Origin of the sequence: Xanthomonas sp. NCPPB 1067, assembly GCF_020783795.1 — a bacterium.
Classification (GTDB): domain Bacteria; phylum Pseudomonadota; class Gammaproteobacteria; order Xanthomonadales; family Xanthomonadaceae; genus Xanthomonas; species Xanthomonas melonis.
Genome location: NZ_JAJGQG010000002.1, coordinates 251635 through 266961, shown reverse-complemented (window position 1 = coordinate 266961; position 15327 = coordinate 251635). Strand labels below are relative to the sequence as shown.

General features: G+C 65.4%; 16 protein-coding genes. 6 read left to right on the top strand and 10 right to left on the bottom strand.

Features of this window, described 5'->3' with window-relative positions:
* Positions 1–2: 2 nt before the first annotated feature.
* The 7 genes from LL962_RS02985 to LL962_RS02955 form a co-directional block, all read right to left on the bottom strand.
* Entirely contained in the window at positions 3–1298 is a 1296-nt protein-coding gene (locus tag LL962_RS02985; RefSeq protein WP_228315836.1) for an ABC transporter ATP-binding protein, read from the bottom strand.
* Complete coding sequence (locus LL962_RS02980; protein WP_228315835.1) at positions 1298–2104, bottom strand: ABC transporter permease; 807 nt, start codon at positions 2102–2104, stop codon at positions 1298–1300. Before LL962_RS02980 ends, LL962_RS02985 begins: the two co-directional genes overlap by 1 nt.
* The gene (locus LL962_RS02975) at positions 2101–3282 is read right to left on the bottom strand and encodes a cystathionine gamma-synthase (protein ID WP_228315834.1); all 1182 of its coding nucleotides are present in this window, start codon (positions 3280–3282) and stop codon (positions 2101–2103) included. The genes LL962_RS02980 and LL962_RS02975 overlap by 4 nt, the downstream gene beginning before the upstream one ends.
* Positions 3283–3372: 90 nt before the next feature.
* The gene (locus tag LL962_RS02970; RefSeq protein WP_228315833.1) at positions 3373–4743 is read right to left on the bottom strand and encodes a pyridoxal-phosphate dependent enzyme; all 1371 of its coding nucleotides are present in this window, start codon (positions 4741–4743) and stop codon (positions 3373–3375) included.
* A 234-nt stretch (positions 4744–4977) separates the two neighbouring features.
* Positions 4978–5196 carry a YdcH family protein gene (locus LL962_RS02965; RefSeq protein ID WP_019237985.1) on the bottom strand — a complete coding sequence of 73 codons (219 nt, stop codon included), beginning with the start codon at positions 5194–5196 and terminating at the stop codon, positions 4978–4980.
* A 342-nt stretch (positions 5197–5538) separates the two neighbouring features.
* Positions 5539–6429 (bottom strand): hypothetical protein, encoded by an 891-nt coding sequence (locus LL962_RS02960; RefSeq protein WP_104585106.1) that lies wholly within the window; start codon positions 6427–6429, stop codon positions 5539–5541.
* Positions 6426–6809 (bottom strand): DUF4398 domain-containing protein, encoded by a 384-nt coding sequence (locus tag LL962_RS02955; RefSeq protein ID WP_329957104.1) that lies wholly within the window; start codon positions 6807–6809, stop codon positions 6426–6428. The genes LL962_RS02960 and LL962_RS02955 overlap by 4 nt, the downstream gene beginning before the upstream one ends.
* Positions 6810–6907: 98 nt before the next feature.
* Here LL962_RS02955 and LL962_RS02950 point away from each other — a divergent pair, with 98 nt between their 5' ends.
* On the top strand, positions 6908–8041 hold the full coding sequence (locus LL962_RS02950; RefSeq protein WP_003484093.1) for a PilT/PilU family type 4a pilus ATPase: 1134 nt from the start codon (positions 6908–6910) through the stop codon (positions 8039–8041).
* A 657-nt stretch (positions 8042–8698) separates the two neighbouring features.
* Here LL962_RS02950 and maiA read toward each other — a convergent pair.
* Positions 8699–9361: a maleylacetoacetate isomerase gene (gene maiA, locus LL962_RS02945; RefSeq protein WP_228315832.1), complete on the bottom strand. Its 663-nt coding sequence runs from the start codon at positions 9359–9361 to the stop codon at positions 8699–8701.
* 31 nt (positions 9362–9392) lie between these two features.
* A complete protein-coding gene (locus tag LL962_RS02940) occupies positions 9393–10382 on the bottom strand; it encodes a fumarylacetoacetate hydrolase family protein (protein ID WP_329957103.1) in 990 nt (329 codons plus the stop codon).
* Between the two features lie 375 nt (positions 10383–10757).
* Between LL962_RS02940 and LL962_RS02935 the strand changes: the two genes are divergently transcribed.
* From LL962_RS02935 to LL962_RS02925, 3 genes are all read left to right on the top strand, one after another.
* Entirely contained in the window at positions 10758–12140 is a 1383-nt protein-coding gene (locus LL962_RS02935; RefSeq protein WP_104585113.1) for a DEAD/DEAH box helicase, read from the top strand.
* Positions 12141–12275: 135 nt separating this feature from the next.
* On the top strand, positions 12276–12629 hold the full coding sequence (gene queD / locus LL962_RS02930) for a 6-carboxytetrahydropterin synthase QueD (RefSeq protein WP_228315830.1): 354 nt from the start codon (positions 12276–12278) through the stop codon (positions 12627–12629).
* A 191-nt stretch (positions 12630–12820) separates the two neighbouring features.
* Entirely contained in the window at positions 12821–13156 is a 336-nt protein-coding gene (locus tag LL962_RS02925; protein ID WP_228315829.1) for a phasin family protein, read from the top strand.
* Positions 13157–13408: 252 nt separating this feature from the next.
* On the opposite strand, the gene bioD is transcribed toward LL962_RS02925, so the two are convergent.
* Positions 13409–14083 (bottom strand): dethiobiotin synthase, encoded by a 675-nt coding sequence (bioD, locus tag LL962_RS02920; RefSeq protein ID WP_228315828.1) that lies wholly within the window; start codon positions 14081–14083, stop codon positions 13409–13411.
* A gap of 298 nt (positions 14084–14381) precedes the next feature.
* Here bioD and LL962_RS02915 point away from each other — a divergent pair, with 298 nt between their 5' ends.
* The gene (locus tag LL962_RS02915) at positions 14382–14864 is read left to right on the top strand and encodes a GAF domain-containing protein (protein WP_104585119.1); all 483 of its coding nucleotides are present in this window, start codon (positions 14382–14384) and stop codon (positions 14862–14864) included.
* Positions 14861–15253 (top strand): TfoX/Sxy family protein, encoded by a 393-nt coding sequence (locus tag LL962_RS02910; protein ID WP_104585121.1) that lies wholly within the window; start codon positions 14861–14863, stop codon positions 15251–15253. Before LL962_RS02915 ends, LL962_RS02910 begins: the two co-directional genes overlap by 4 nt.
* The last annotated feature ends 74 nt before the right edge of the window (positions 15254–15327 follow it).

Sequence of the window (15327 nt, the reverse complement as noted above, 5' to 3'; positions counted from 1 at the left end):
TCCTATTTTAGCGATACAGTCGCAGGCACATTGAAGACGCCAAAGCGTCGGGCACGGCTCGTGACGGCGAAATAGTGAGCGCCTTCGATGTACTCGAAGTACTGAATCGCTTCGACGGAGCGGTCCTCAAGCGCCAGAACCAGCAAGTATTTCCCCTCGGTGAGACGATTGACGAATTCAAAGCTGATTTCCGCCACATCACGACGACCGGAGAACAGACCGGGTTGCTCATCATGGGTCGAGAGCACAAGCAGATCCGTGCCACGCAGATCCTTGATCGATATCGACAGCGCCAGGCAGCCCGGATCGACATGCTCAGGCAGTGTCAGCGCGCAGCGGACACGCACCGTTTCGCCATACTCAATGACCTTCGCCAAGGCGCCGGTCACGTCCTCGAACCACCAATGACCGATCGACCCGACATGCGAGCCCCAGTGATTGATCGGTGCCAGGCCAACTTCCGCCAGGCTGGCGCTGCCTGATTCGGCCGGGCTTGCCGCACCTGCGACGATCTCTTCGGAAGTGCCTATCCGGCTCGGGGCTGTCGATATGTCACCGTCCTCAACGTCTTCAAACATCTTTTCCATGTAGCGGGAGGTCACGCCGAAGACATCGCCCATCGCCACCATCGACCCGGAGTCGAGCCAGATGGCGCGATCGCACAGCGTGCGGACGATGCCCACGTCGTGACTGACGAACAACAGCGTACAACCGCGCTCCCGCAGCGAACGAATCCGTTTGATGCACTTTGCAGAAAACCGCGCGTCGCCGACTGCCAGCGCCTCGTCGACGATGAGGATTTCCGGTTCGACATGGGAGGCGACCGCGAACGCCAGCCGCACGAACATACCGCTTGAGTAGGTTTTCACCGGCTCATCGATAAACCTGCCGATCTCAGCAAACGCAGCAATCTCGTCGAACTTGGCGTCGGTTTCCTCACGGGTCAGTCCAAGCAGTGCCGCGTTCATGAATACATTGTCCCGGCCCGTGAACTCAGGGTCGAACCCGGCACCGAGTTCAAGCAGGCTGGCGATCCTGCCGTGCGTGCGCACCGCGCCTGCACTGGGTTCCATGACCCCGCAGACCAGTTGCAGCAGCGTGCTCTTACCGCTGCCGTTGCGCCCGATGATGCCCACCGACTCGCCGCTGTCGACCGAAAAGCTGACATTGCGCAATGCCCAGAACTGGTCGACGGCGGCAGCAGGACGCTTGAAAAGCTGCGATCGGAACTGCACGCCGGGCGACGGCTTGAGAGGGTACGCTTTGCCAAGGCCTTCGGCGGTGAGAACCGTCGTCATTAGATGGCATCCGCAAAACCGGACCGCATCCGGTTGAAAAAGGTGTAACCCAAAAGCATGAAGACAAACCCGACGACGAGGTGCAAAGGATATGTACTCAGGTCTAGCTTGTCCGGCCAGAGCATCAGGGCGCGCGCCGATTCGATCGCATAGCTGAGTGGATTGAACAGCATCAGATGGCGCAGCGGAGCTGGAACACTGGAAAGCGGATAAAAGATTGGAGACAGGAACATCAGGGCGATATTGAACGTTCCCACGATCTGATCGGTATCACGGAAGTACGCTCCAAATGACGCCAAAAACCAGCAAGCACCCAGGCAAAACATCAGCATCGGCAGCCACAGAAGCGGCAACAGCAGTACGGCAAGCGGTACCGCGCCCTTGATGACCACATAGAACACCACCCAGACAAGGCTGGCTACCACCGCATGGTAGGCACTGGTACCGACCGAGACGCCCGGCAGCAGCTTCAGCGGGAAGACGGCCTTCTTTACCAGGTTGGCATGGGAGCGGATCGATATGGTGGCCGAAGCGAGGGCCTCGGTGACGAACAGGTAGGGGATCTTGCCCAAAAAAAGAATCAGCACATAGTCCCATGAGCTCTGTACCGACGGCCAACGCGGTTGGAAGATAAGACCAAAAACCACCGTGTAGATGCCGATCATCAGCACCGGCTGGATGATGGCCCACAACATGCCGCCGGCGGTCGCCTTGTAACGCCGCTCGATATCACGCCTGACCATCTGGCTGTACAGATAATAGAGCTGCGGCAGGCGGCTGTAACGCGAAATCAGCCACCCGATCATAGGGCCAGCTCCAGATCCCCACGCAAATCCCCCACATCTTCAACTCCCACACTCAACCGCACCAGTGCATCGCTGATGCCAAGCTGGTCGCGGCGGGCCACGGGGATGGAGGCGTGGGTCATGACGGCTGGATGGTTCACCAGACTTTCCACGCCGCCGAGCGATTCGGCCAGGGTGAACAGCTCGGTCTTCTCGCAAAAGCGCTTGGCCGCCTCGAAGCCGCCCTTGAGCACGATCGAGACGATGCCGCCGAAGCCGGACATCTGGCTTTTCGCGAGCGCGTGCTGCGGGTGCGAAGGCAGGCCGGGGTAGATCACCTTCTCGATCGCGGGATGCGTCTCCAGCCACTGCGCCAGCGCCAGAGCGTTTTCGCAATGGGCGCGCATGCGCAGCGGCAACGTCTTCAATCCACGTAACGCGAGGAAGCTGTCGAACGGGCCCTGGACGCCGCCAATGGAGTTCTGTAGAAACGCCAGTTGTTCGGCCAGTTCGGTGTTGTCGCCGACCACGGCGATGCCGCCCACCATGTCCGAGTGACCGTTGAGGTACTTAGTTGCCGAGTGCACGACGATGTCGGCGCCCAGGCTGAGCGGGCGTTGCAGCATCGGCGAGGCGAAGGTGTTGTCGACCACGATCAGCAGGCCGTGCTTGCGCGCGATCGTGGCGATGGCGGCGATATCGACCAGCTTGAGCATCGGGTTGGTCGGGGTTTCGATCCACACCATCTTGGTGTCGGGGCGGATCGCGGCTTCGAACGCGGCCACATCGGTCAGGTCGACGAAGCTGAAATCCAGGCCGGCGGTGCGGCGACGCACGCGCTCGAACAGGCGGAAGGTGCCGCCGTACAGGTCGTCCATCGCCACCACGTGGCTGCCGGCGTCCAGCAGTTCCATCACCGTGGAGGTGGCGGCCATGCCGGAGGCGAAGGCGAAGCCCCGCGTGCCGCCTTCCAGTGCGGCCACACAGCGTTCGTAGGCAAAGCGCGTGGGGTTGTGGGTACGCGAATACTCGAAGCCCTGATGCTCGCCAGGGCTGGACTGCGCATAGGTGGACGTCGCATAGATCGGCGGCATCACCGCCCCGGTGCTGGGGTCCGGCGACTGTCCTCCATGGATCGCCAGCGTCGCGAGCGATAGCGCGCGCTCTCCGTCATGGCTATGAGTGGTGCGGTTGGACATGGAGGTTCCCGGAAAAAGTGGGCGATTGTAACAAGCAGGACTGAATGCCCCTTGCCATGCGTCTCAAGCGAGCGCGCACGGCGACGGGCGTCACTGCACGCGGCGGCGCAGGTAGTTGAGCAGGTCGATGCGGGTGATCAGGCCCAGGAACTGCTTGCCGTCCATGACAATGGCCACCTGGCCACGATCGAACACCGGCAGCAATGCCTCGATCGGCGAGGCGACATCCAGGCGATCGAGCTTGCTGACCATGGCGGTGGAGATCGGGTCACGGAAGCGCGCCTCGTCACCATACACATGCAGCAGCACGTCGCTCTCGTCGACGATGCCGACCAGTTCGCCGTCGTCGATCACTGGCAACTGGGAGACATCGTAGAGCTTCATACGCTGGTAGGCGGTGGTCAGCAGGTCCTTCGGCCCGACCACCACGGTGTCGCGCTTGTTGTACGGGCGCAGGATCAGGTCGCGCAGGTCGCCGTGCTGCGGGCGCTCCAGGAAGCCGTTGTCCAGCATCCAGTAGTCGTTGTACATCTTGGACAGATACTTGTTGCCGGTATCGCAGACGAACACCAGCACGCGCTTGGGCGTGGTCTGCTCGCGGCAGTACTTCAGCGCGGCGGCCAGCAGGGTGCCGGTGGACGAGCCGCCAAGGATGCCCTCCTTGGCCAGCAGCTCGCGCGCGGTGTGGAAGCTTTCCGCGTCGGTGATCGAATAGGCCTTCTTGACCCGCGAAAAATCGGAGATGTCTGGCAGGAAGTCCTCGCCGATGCCTTCGACCAGCCAGCTGCCGGACTTCTCGCTGACCGTGCCTTCTTCGATGTACTGGGTCAGGATCGAGCCGACCGGGTCGGCCAGCACCAGTTCGGTGTGCGGCGAGGCGCTGGCAAAGGCGCGCGACAGGCCGGTCATGGTGCCGGAGCTGCCGCAGCCGAACACGATCGCGTCGAGCTGGCCGTCCATCTGCGCCAGGATCTCAGGACCGGTGCCGAACTCGTGCGCGGCCGGGTTGTCCGGGTTGCCGAACTGGTTGATGAAGTAGGCGCCCGGGGTCTCGGCGGCGATCCTGGCAGCCAGGTCCTGGTAGTACTCGGGGTGCCCCTTGGCCACGTCCGACCGGGTCAACACCACGTTGGCGCCCATGGCCTTGAGGTTGAAGATCTTCTCGCGGCTCATCTTGTCCGGCACCACCAGGATCAGCTGGTAGCCCTTCTGCTGCGCCACCAGCGCCAGGCCCAGGCCGGTATTACCGGCGGTGCCTTCCACCAGGGTCGCGCCGGGCTTGAGGTCGCCGCGCCGTTCGGCCGCTTCGATCATCGACAGGCCGATGCGGTCCTTGATCGATCCGCCGGGATTGTTCGCCTCCAGCTTGAGGAACAGCTCGCAGACACCGGTGTCCAGGCGCTGGGCCTTGACGATCGGCGTGTTGCCAATCAGTTCGAGTACGGAGGAATGGATCGCCATCGGGATATCGTCGCTGCGCCGCGCGGGCTAGACCGGGCATTATCCGTCGAACGGCCGGTGAATGCTCATTCAGGCAGCAGTGAGATCGACAGCGCCTTGAAAAGCAGGCTCGGCTGCGACGCGCGGCACGCAGCCCCGACCATTGAATCCACAAAAAAGACGCGGACGGTGGCAAGCCGACGAGGAGGCCGCCACCGCCCGCGACGGTGAACTTGTTCTAACGCTGGGGAAGGATCAGTGCGTCAGCTGGTCGTACATCCGGGTGAGCTTCTCTTTTGCCTGCAACTTCTCGCGCTTCATCTGGCCCAAGGTCACGTCGTCGATCGGGAGCACCCCGAGTTCGGCATCCATGCACTTCTTGTTCAATAGCTTGTGGCGTTGGTAGAGCTGCTTGAACTCGGGATCGGACTTCATCAATGCATCGATTTCGGTCTGCGGTTGCCCTTCGAACATGGCGTTACCTCCTTCACTTAAAACAAGAACGCCCCGGCCGTCGACGGCACGGGGCGCAGCTTGGGAATGAAGGACCAGCGCAGTGCAGTAGCCGACTCACAGGCGAAACCACCACCCACTGTCCCGCCGTTGTGCATCGTTGCGTGCCTCTGCGTCACTGGCCTGGCCCTCCGTACTTCCCGGGCAGCGGAGTTGCTGCCCGGAGGTACGACCCTACGCCGGTCGCGGGAGTGGTTCAAGGCCGGAACGGTCGCTTTTGGCAATGCCTGGGCGATTCGGTGACCGTGGTTCAACCAGGCGTCATGCCCCGGTTAAAACACCTTAACTTCCAGACACTTGCCATCAAGGCGCGATAACGACCTCGGCCGCGCGGGTCTTGCTGGCAGCGCCCTTGTTGCCGCTGATCTGCAGCCGCGAGGCCGCGACCCCGCCGGCCACCAGAGCATCGCGGAGTGACTCGGCACGTTTGCGGGCGGTGGCCGCATCGCTGTCGAAGCCGACGATGTTGACCCGGCCCTTCTTGCCGATGTTCAGGTACTCGGCCAGCGCCTTGGCCTGGCCCGCGGCATCGCCGGACAGCGTGGCCTTGCCACCGAAGGCGCCGCTGCCCAATGAGAACACCTCGCCCCGGCTGTCGAACTTGGCCGGCGGCAGCTTGGCGCCGGACACCAGTTCGGCTTCCTCGTGCGCGAGCTGTACGGCCTTCTGCTGGGCGGCATTGAGCTTGGCGGTCTGCTTGCCGGCCACGCTGTTCAAGGCCAGCTCGGCGTCCTGCCGCGCCAGCACCTCCTGTTCGGCGGCCAGGCGGGCCTGCTCGGCGGCCTCGGCCTGAATCTGCGCCTGCACGCGCAGGCGTTCGGCTTCCTGGCGCGCGCGCGAGGCGTCGCGGCGGCTGGCTTCGATCAACAGATCGTTGCGGGTGCTTTCCAGCCGGTCCAGCTCGCGCCGGGCCAGCGCGGTGCGGGCGGTCAGCTCCGCGATCTCCACCCGGCGGTCGGCCAGGAACAGCAGTTCGTCGCGGTCGCGGCGCTTGGCCTCGGCCAGGGCCGCCACGGTCTGCTGTGCCTGCAGTCGCTCGTAGCGGGCCAGCTCACTGGTCTGCGGGTCGCTCTGCAGGACTGCCAGCCGCCGGTTCAGTGCATCGGCCTGGGGGTCGTCCTTGGCCGCCAGGGCCAGCGGCGGCAGGGCTGCCAGCCCCAGCACACCGAGATACAGCAGGGGGCGCAAGGTCATCGGGCGCCCTCCCCGGTATTGAGGGTGGTCTGCAACTGTGCCACTTCCCTGCGGCGTTGCTCCAGTTGGGCGCTGACCACGGCTTGTTCGCTGCGCGCCTTGGCCAGATCGGCGTCGGCGGCAGCACGCAGGGCGATTTGCGGCACCTGCTTGCGCTGGCGCTTGTCCAGTTGCGCTTGCTGGGCCTGCATCAGCTCCTGGCGAGCCAGATTGACCAGGTCCGGGGCGTACTGGTCGGCATCGGCCTGGGTGGCGCGTTGCACCGCCTGTTCGGCGGCGGTGAGTTCCGGCGCCACCTGGGCATTTGCCGGAGCGGACAGAACCATGAAACAGGCGATGCCATACAGGGATCGCCGCAAGTATGCGAAGCTAGCCGTCATTAGGGGAGCCGTAGCGAGAAGTCTCGAGCACGGCCATTGTCGGAAGCCTGCGGCGGACTTGCAACGAGACGCTGCTGTTTGTTGGGGAACCATTGCGCATGGATATCGGCTACTTCCTGAAGCTGATGACCGAAAAGAATGCCTCGGACATGTTCTTGACCACCGGCGCGCCGGTCTACATCAAGATCGAAGGCAAGCTCTACCCGCTCGGCAATACGGGGTTGCCGCCGGGAATGGTCAAGAAAATCGCCTACTCGCTGATGGACGAAGGCCAGGTGCCGCAGTTCGAGCGCGAGCTCGAGCTGAACATGGCCATCGCGCTGCCCGACGCCGGCCGCTTCCGCGTGAACGTGTTCAAGCAGCGCGGCGAGGTGGGCATGGTGATCCGCGCCATCCGCAGCCGGATCCCCAGCATCGAGGAGCTCAACCTGCCGCAGGTGCTCAAGGACGTCATCATGACCCCGCGTGGGCTGGTGCTGGTGGTGGGCTCGACCGGCTCGGGCAAGTCGACTTCGCTGGCCTCGATGATCGACCACCGCAACAGCACCACCACCGGACACATCCTCACCATCGAGGACCCGATCGAATATCTGCACAAGCACAAGATGTCGATCGTGAACCAGCGCGAGGTCGGTCTGGATACCCACGCCTTCCAGAGCGCGCTGAAGAACGCCATGCGCGAGGCGCCGGACGTGATCCTGATCGGCGAGATCCTGGATGCCGAGACCATGGAGGCGGCCATCGCGTTCGCCGAGACCGGGCACCTGTGCCTGGCGACACTGCACTCCAACAACGCCGACCAGACCATCGAGCGCATCCTCAACTTCTTCCCGGAAAGCGCGCACAAGAACGTGTTGATGAATCTGGCGCTGAACCTGCGCGCGGTGATCTCCCAGCGCCTGGTCAAGGGCGTGGACGGGCGCCGCCGGCCGGCCACCGAGGTGCTGCTCAACACGCCGATGATCCGCGACCTGCTGCGGCGCGGCCAGGTGCACGAGGTCAAGCAGGCCATGGAGGAATCGCTGGAAGAAGGCATGCAGACCTTCGATCAATGCCTGTTCCGCATGGTCAAGTCGGGCGAGATCGAGCAGGAAGAGGCGTTGCGCGCGGCCGATTCGCGCGATGGCCTGGCGTTGAAGTTCCGCCTGTCCGAAGGCGGCTCCGGCGAACACGATCCGTATGCCGATTACGAGGCGGCTGCGGCACCGAAGATCAGTCACGGATTCATTTGATCGGTTCGGCCGGGCTGAGCGGTGGTCTTGTGGTGTTGGGAGCTGTTGGCTTCTGGTCGTCGAGGGTAGGCGCCGATGCGACAGCCTCCCCCTCATCCGCCCCTGCGGGGCACCTTCTCCCGCAGGCGGGAGAAGGAGATCGGTAGTCCTGCGGTCGCTTTGGGGACGCTGCCTTGCCTGAGCCATTCGGCGGCAGGCTGCTGGGATAGGCCGCTCATCTGCGAGGTCGGCGCGATCTCTCCCCCCTCATCCGCCCCTGCGGGGCACCTTCTCCCGCAGGCGGGAGAAGGAGATCGGTGGCCGTGCGGTCGCTTTGGGGGCGCTGCCTTGCCTGAGCCGTTCGGTGGCAGGCCGCTGGGATAGGCCGCTCATCTGCGAGGTCGGCGCGATCTCTCCCCCTCATCCGCCCCTGCGGGGCACCTTCTCCCGCAGGCGGGAGAAAGAAAAGAGCGGTGGCCGCGTGGTGTTCCAGGGTGCCGGCGTCGAAACGTTGAAACCTGTATTGCGGTGCCGGCCTGCATTGCGCTGTCGGCTTGTACTGCGCTGTCGGCCACGCGTGGCGACATCCGCCCGGATCGGGTGCGTTCCTGCCTGCCCTTCTCCCGTTCTACGGGAGAAGGTGTCCGAAGGGCGGATGAGGGCTGCAACGCTGCGCCCCTACACCACCGCGTCAGCCTGCTTTTCCGGTCGCGCCGCGTCGAAGGCCGGCAACTGCAGGCAGGCCTGCTCGATGCGCCGCAGGGTCGGATAGGGCGCCAGGTCGACTTCGAACCGGTGCGCGTTGTAGAGCTGCGGAATCAGCACGCAATCGGCCAGGCCGGGCGTATCGCCATGACAGAAGCGCCCGGTCCGCGCATCGCGCGCCAGCTGGGTTTCCAGCGCCGCGAAGCCGCGCTCCATCCAGAGCCGCGTCCACTGCTGGCGTCGTGCGGCGTCCAGCGTGAACTCGCGTTCCAGCACCTGCATGACGCGCAGGTTGTTGAGCGGGTGCACATCGCAGGCGATGAGCTGGGCCAGCGCGCGCACCCGGGCGCGCTCGGCGGGCGCGCCCGGCAGCAATGCCATGGTGTCTGCGAATGCCTCTTCCAGATAGTCCAGGATTGCCAGCGACTGCGTGATCACCACCTCGCCATACCGCAAGGTGGGCACCAATTCCTGCGGATTGAGTTGTGCATAGGCAGGCGCATGCTGCTCGCCACCGTCGCGCACCAAATGTACTGGGCGGGCGATGTAGTCCAGCGCCTTCAACCCGAGCCCGATGCGCACGCGATAGGCCGCGCTGGAACGCCAGTACGAAAACAGCTCCAGGGCCGCGCTCATACACGAGCACCCGCCGCCGCTGCGCCGCAGGTCACGGCAGCGGCTGCCGTTCGACGCGCTGCTCGATCGCGCCGAAGAGGCTGCTGCCGTCGGCGGCGAACATCTCGATGCGCACCTCGTCGCCGAAGGACATGAACGGGGTACTCGGCTTGCCGTCGCGCAAGGTCTCCACCACGCGCTGTTCGGCGAAACACGAGGCACCCAGCGTCGTGTCCTGGTTGGCGATGGTGCCGGAGCCCACGATCGTACCGGCCGACAGCGGCCGGGTCCTGGCGGCATGCGCCACCAACTGGGCGAAGTCGAACTGCATGTCGTTGCCGGCCTCCGGCGCGCCGAACCAGGCGCCGTTGACATGGGTCACCAGCGGCAGATGCACCTTGTTGCCGCGCCAGGCATCGCCCAGTTCGTCGGGGGTGATGAACACCGGCGACAGCGCCGAACGCGGCTTGGACTGCAGGAAGCCGAACCCCTTGCCGAGCTCGGCCGGGATCAGGTTGCGCAGCGAGACATCGTTGACCAGGCCGATCAGCTGGATGTGCGCGGCCGCCTGCTCGGCCGAGGCCCCCATCGGCACGTCGTCGGTGATGACCACCAGCTCGGCCTCCAGATCGATGCCGTACTCCTCGCTGACCACCTTGATGGCATCGCGCGGGCCGTAGAACCCGGCACTGGTGGCCTGGTACATCAACGGGTCGGTATAGAAGCTCTCGGGCACCTCCGCATTGCGTGCGCGGCGTACCCGCTCCACGTGCGGCAGGTAGGCGCTGCCGTCGACGAATTCGTAGGCGCGCGGCAGCGGCGCGGCCAGCGCCTGCGGATCCAGGTCGAACACGCCATCGGCGCTGCCGTCCTCCAGCGCATCGGCCAGGGCATTCAGCCGCGGCGCGATATTGCTCCAGTCTTCCAGCGCGCGTTGCAGGGTGGCGGCGATGCCGGTGGCGCGGACCGCCTTGCCCAGGTCGCGCGAGACCACGATCAGGCTGCCATCACGGCCGCCTTCCTTCAGGGAACCTAGCTTCATGATCTTCCTGTGCAGTGACGGGTTGGCCGATTGTACGGCCTGCCGCAACATCCGTTACACCTGAAACAGCTGAAGCGTGGCCTACTGCGAATCCCGCTTTTTGTGCAGCGCGCCAAACACGCGTACACTTGCCGGGTCTGCATGCGGCCGTCCGTTTCCCTCTGGGACCGCCGGCGAGGCCAGGATCGATCGATCCGCTCGCCCGCCCCACCCGACGCCTTTCGTGGTGCCGACAAACCCGTCGTGTCCTATCGGGTTGATCCACCATCTCGCAGCGCGGTTCACGGGAACGCTCCGAGCCTCACCTTTTTGCATCTGCAATGCGTTCGCGCTCCGGGCCCGGCCTGGCGGCGGCGCTTTACTTGGAGCTTCCTGATGTCATTCGAATCCCTGGGCCTTGCGCCCTTCCTGCTGCGCGCATTGGCCGAGCAGGGCTACGAGACCCCCACCCCGATCCAGCAGCAGGCGATCCCGCTGGTGCTGGAAGGCCACGACCTGCTGGCCGGTGCGCAGACCGGCACCGGCAAGACCGCGGCGTTTGGCCTGCCGCTGCTGCAACACCTGGGCACCTCGCCGCAGGCCGTCAACGGCCCGCGCAAGCCGCGCGCGCTGATCCTGACCCCCACCCGCGAACTGGCTACCCAGGTGCATGACAGCCTGCGCGGCTACAGCAAATACCTGCGCATCCCCAGCGCGGTGATCTACGGCGGCGTGGGCATGGGCAACCAGCTCGATGCGCTGCGCCGTGGCGTTGACCTGCTGATCGCCTGCCCGGGCCGCCTGATCGACCATATCGAACGCCGCAGCGTGGACCTGTCCGGCATCGAGGTGCTGATCCTGGACGAGGCCGACCGCATGCTGGACATGGGCTTCCTGCCCTCGATCAAGCGCATCCTGGGCAAGCTGCCGCGCCAGAACCGCCAGACCCTGCTGTTCTCGGCGACCTTCGAGGAGAACATCAAGCAGCTGGCGCTGGAATTCATGCGCAACCCGATGCAGGTGCAGGTCACCCCGAGCAACACCGTGGCCGAGAGCATCACCCACCGTGTGCACCCGGTCGATGGCGCGCGCAAGCGCGACCTGCTGCTGCACCTGCTGGCGCAGGACAGCCGCGAGCAGACCCTGGTGTTTGCGCGCACCAAGCACGGCAGCGACAAGCTGGCGCTGTTCCTGGAGAAGTCGGGCATCAAGACCGCGGCGATCCACGGCAACAAGAGCCAGGGCCAGCGCATGCGCGCATTGAGCGACTTCAAGGCTGGCCGGGTGACCGTGCTGGTGGCCACCGATATCGCCGCGCGCGGCATCGATATCGACCAGTTGCCCAAGGTCATCAACTACGACCTGCCGATGGTGGCCGAGGACTACGTGCACCGCATCGGTCGCACCGGCCGTAACGGTTCCACCGGCGAGGCGATTTCGCTGGTGGCCCAGGACGAGGCCAAACTGCTGCGCCAGATCGTGCGCATGCTGGGCCGCGATGTGGAAATCCGCGATGTGCCAGGCTACGAGCCCCAGACCCCGATCCGCTGGGGCAACAGCGCGCCGGGCCGTGCCGAGCAGCCCGGTGGCGAGCGCGCACCGCGCAAGAGCCATGCCCGTCGTCCGCACGGCGAGGCGCCGCGCCATGCGCATGCAGGTCCGAAGAAGCCCGGCGGCCAGCGCAACGGCGGTCCGCGTCAGGCCAACGCCGGTACGGGTGCAGGACGGCGCGATGGCGGACGTGGTGGCAACGGCCGTCCGGCCAACCGCGGCGTCTGAACGTTGCGCCTCGGTTGACCACAAGGGCCGCGATGCGGCCCTTGTTTCGTGCGTCCCGGCCCGACCGAGCCCTTGCGTGATCCGGCGCGGTGCCGGTGCACGCCCTTCCCTCTCACTGCTTGCCGAATCATCGCCATGGACATCTTCAAGGTATTCACCCTGGAAGCCGCGCACCGGCTTCCGAATGTGCCGCCTGGGCACAAATGCGCCCGCCTGCACGGGCATTCGTTTCGGGTCGAACTGCATGTCAGCGGCGAACCGGACGCAGAGACCGGCTGGATCATGGATTTCGGCGACATCAAGGCGGCCTTCCAGCCGATCTACGACCGCCTGGACCACCACTATCTCAACGACATCGAGGGACTGGAGAACCCGACCAGCGAGCGCCTGGCGATCTGGATCTGGAACCAGCTCAAGCCGGCACTGCCGCAGCTGAGCGAGATCGTGGTGCATGAGACCTGCACCTCCGGCTGCCGTTATCGCGGTTGATCCCTGCGCACTTGCACTACCCGAGGCCGCCGTACGGGCGGCCTTGTCGTTTTGGCGACCTCGCCAAACCTTTGAATCCAAAGACATTCCAAAGACGTTCTGAAAAACTTCAGGAAACGTGTTGCGTTGCAGCAATCGCAGTGTATGCTGCAACGCAACAAACGGTCACGGCTTTCCCCAAGGGGTTCGCAATGTCGGCGCAGTTCGAAAACAGCTTCACCAGTCAGTTCGCCTCTGCGGCAGCACGCGCCAACCAGTTGGCGTTGGACACGCTGGAGCAGAACGTCAACGCGACCACCCGCTTCTTCGGTGAGTTCGCACAGGCCCGCGATCTGGGGGCCTACCAGACACTCTGGCCGAAAGGACTGCAAGTGGCCCGCGACAACCTGGAACGGCTGGCATCGGCCAACCAGGAAGTGGTCGGGATGGGGCTGAAGATGTCCGGCGAATTCGGACAGTTCGCCAGGCAGCACTTCGAACACGGCGGCGATCCGGCTGGCGCGAGCGCCAAGAGCCGGCGCAGGTAACGGCCAACACAATTCAGCGTCTTTGCATGGGTCCCTCCCCCCATGCAATCCGGCCCGACAGATCCCTCCCTCTGTCGGGCTTTTTTATTTGCGCCTCTCTGTCCACGTGCAGGTACGACACGTGGGGCGCGGCTGCGCCCGCAGCCGGCAACGAGGCGCAGCGCGCACGGCGGCACGGCGCGGCTCCGCTCAACCGTGGAAGATCGGTCCGGCTGCCGATGTGGACGCGGCAGGCGCGAGGTCCGCCTCGGCCTACGCAGGCAACCGCAGCTCCTGCGCCTGGCTGGCGGCATCGGCGCCGGGGCGCCAGCGGATCCGTCCCCAGCACGGCATCGCCAGCCGTTGGCCGAGCATGCCGATGTTCTCCTCGATGCGCTCCATCTGCGGATCCACTTCGTTGGCGATCCAGCCGATGCACTCCACTCCATCGGCGGCGATGGCCGCCGCGGTCAGGCGCGCATGGTTGATGCAGCCCAGCCGTACGCCGACCACCAGCACCACCGGCAGACGCAGCGCGCGCACCAGGTCTGCCTGATCCAGCGTTGCGCTCAGCGGCGCGGCCCAGCCGCCGACGCCTTCGACCACCACGTGCTGCGCCTGCGCACGCAACTGCGCGAAGGCATGGACGAGCGGCTCCAGCGACAGGCTCACCCCTACCTCGGCGGCAGCCAGTTCCGGCGCCAACGGTGCGGGCAAGGCATAGGGGTTGAGCGTGGCGTAGTCCGGCTGCGGATTGCTGGCCGCCTGCAACGCCAGCGCATCCTCGTTGCGCCAGCCCTGCGGGGTGTGGTCGCAGCCGCTGGCGACCGGCTTCATCCCCACCGCGGTGTGCCCGCGTGCGCGCAGGGCATGCAGCAGGGCGGTGCTGGCCATGGTCTTGCCGATGCCGGTATCGGTGCCGGTGACATAGAACGCCGGGAACTGCATGCGCCTTGATCCTGCGGCTGCGCCGCGATTGCCGTGAGGGCGCGCAGCATAGCGCGGGTGTGTGCGGCGGAATCGGGAATCGGGATTCGGGATTCGGGATTCGGGATTCGGGATTCGGGATTCGGGATTCGGGATTCGGGAACGGATCGGATCGGATCTGGATCTGGATCTGGATCGGCAGCCTTTGACATGCTTGCCCGGATGGCGATGCTGCTGGAGAACAGCGTCCGCCGCGGCGGCGCGTTGCGGCCGTTCCGGTCGCAACGCCGCGGCAGACCCCGGCTGTTAAACTTCGCGCATGTTCGCCACCTCATCGCTGACCGGCAGCAAGCCGGAACAATATGCCCAGCTCACCGCGCAGGCCCAGGCCCTGGTGCACGGCGAGCCGGACCGGATCGCCAATGCCGCCAACCTGGCAGCGCTGATCTTCCACGCGCTGCCATCGTTGAACTGGGCCGGCTTCTACTTCTACGACGGACGTGAGCTGGTGGTGGGGCCGTTCCAGGGCCTGCCGGCCTGCGTGCGCATCCCGCTGGACAAGGGCGTCTGCGGCGCGGCTGCCAGCACCCGACAGACCCAGCGCATTGCCGACGTGGATGCGTTCCCCGGGCATATCGCCTGTGATTCGGCATCGCGTTCGGAGCTAGTGATCCCATTGGTCAAGGGCGACGCACTGATCGGCGTGCTGGACCTGGACAGTCCGGAGCTGGACCGCTTCGACGGCGAGGATCAACGCGGCCTGGAAGCGATCGCGCAGGTGTTCGTGAGCGCAGTGGCGTGACCACCGAACGGATGCGCAACATCGGCCCCAAGAGCGCCGCATGGTTGCGCCAGGTCGGCTTGCGCACGCGACAGGATCTGCAGGCGGTGGGCGCGGTGGCAGCCTTCGCCAAGGTGCGCCGTGCCGGCTTCAAACCCAGCCTCAATCTGCTGTATTCGCTGGAAGGCGCACTGGCCGATTGTCACTGGCGGGACGTGCCCGACGCGCGTCGCCAGGCCTTGCTGGCCGAATACGAGGCGGCCAGCGCACTGCTGCCGCCCCGCGGGCGAGCGGTCGGCGGGCCGGTGGAAACCGTGCACTATGCGCGCGCTGACGACCACGAGGTGCATGCCGACACGATCGAAGCCGACGACGACGCTGCGGACCCGGACCAGACGCGCAGCGACTGAGTGGCTGCACCCGGGCGCGGCGGCCGCACGCCGCTTTTCCACGCCACTGCAGCGACCCTGCCGCCTCGGCGCTG

Bases quoted from the DNA above. Each gene is read 5' to 3' on its own strand.
- LL962_RS02985 (WP_228315836.1), bottom strand. From the start codon at position 1,298: ATGACGACGGTTCTCACCGCCGAAGGCCTTGGCAAAGCGTACCCTCTC.
- LL962_RS02980 (WP_228315835.1), bottom strand. From the start codon at position 2,104: ATGATCGGGTGGCTGATTTCGCGTTACAGCCGCCTGCCGCAGCTCTAT.
- LL962_RS02975 (WP_228315834.1), bottom strand. From the start codon at position 3,282: ATGTCCAACCGCACCACTCATAGCCATGACGGAGAGCGCGCGCTATCG.
- LL962_RS02970 (WP_228315833.1), bottom strand. From the start codon at position 4,743: ATGGCGATCCATTCCTCCGTACTCGAACTGATTGGCAACACGCCGATC.
- LL962_RS02965 (WP_019237985.1), bottom strand. From the start codon at position 5,196: ATGTTCGAAGGGCAACCGCAGACCGAAATCGATGCATTGATGAAGTCC.
- LL962_RS02960 (WP_104585106.1), bottom strand. From the start codon at position 6,429: ATGACCTTGCGCCCCCTGCTGTATCTCGGTGTGCTGGGGCTGGCAGCC.
- LL962_RS02955 (WP_329957104.1), bottom strand. From the start codon at position 6,809: ATGACGGCTAGCTTCGCATACTTGCGGCGATCCCTGTATGGCATCGCC.
- LL962_RS02950 (WP_003484093.1), top strand. From the start codon at position 6,908: ATGGATATCGGCTACTTCCTGAAGCTGATGACCGAAAAGAATGCCTCG.
- maiA (WP_228315832.1), bottom strand. From the start codon at position 9,361: ATGAGCGCGGCCCTGGAGCTGTTTTCGTACTGGCGTTCCAGCGCGGCC.
- LL962_RS02940 (WP_329957103.1), bottom strand. From the start codon at position 10,382: ATGAAGCTAGGTTCCCTGAAGGAAGGCGGCCGTGATGGCAGCCTGATC.
- LL962_RS02935 (WP_104585113.1), top strand. From the start codon at position 10,758: ATGTCATTCGAATCCCTGGGCCTTGCGCCCTTCCTGCTGCGCGCATTG.
- queD (WP_228315830.1), top strand. From the start codon at position 12,276: ATGGACATCTTCAAGGTATTCACCCTGGAAGCCGCGCACCGGCTTCCG.
- LL962_RS02925 (WP_228315829.1), top strand. From the start codon at position 12,821: ATGTCGGCGCAGTTCGAAAACAGCTTCACCAGTCAGTTCGCCTCTGCG.
- bioD (WP_228315828.1), bottom strand. From the start codon at position 14,083: ATGCAGTTCCCGGCGTTCTATGTCACCGGCACCGATACCGGCATCGGC.
- LL962_RS02915 (WP_104585119.1), top strand. From the start codon at position 14,382: ATGTTCGCCACCTCATCGCTGACCGGCAGCAAGCCGGAACAATATGCC.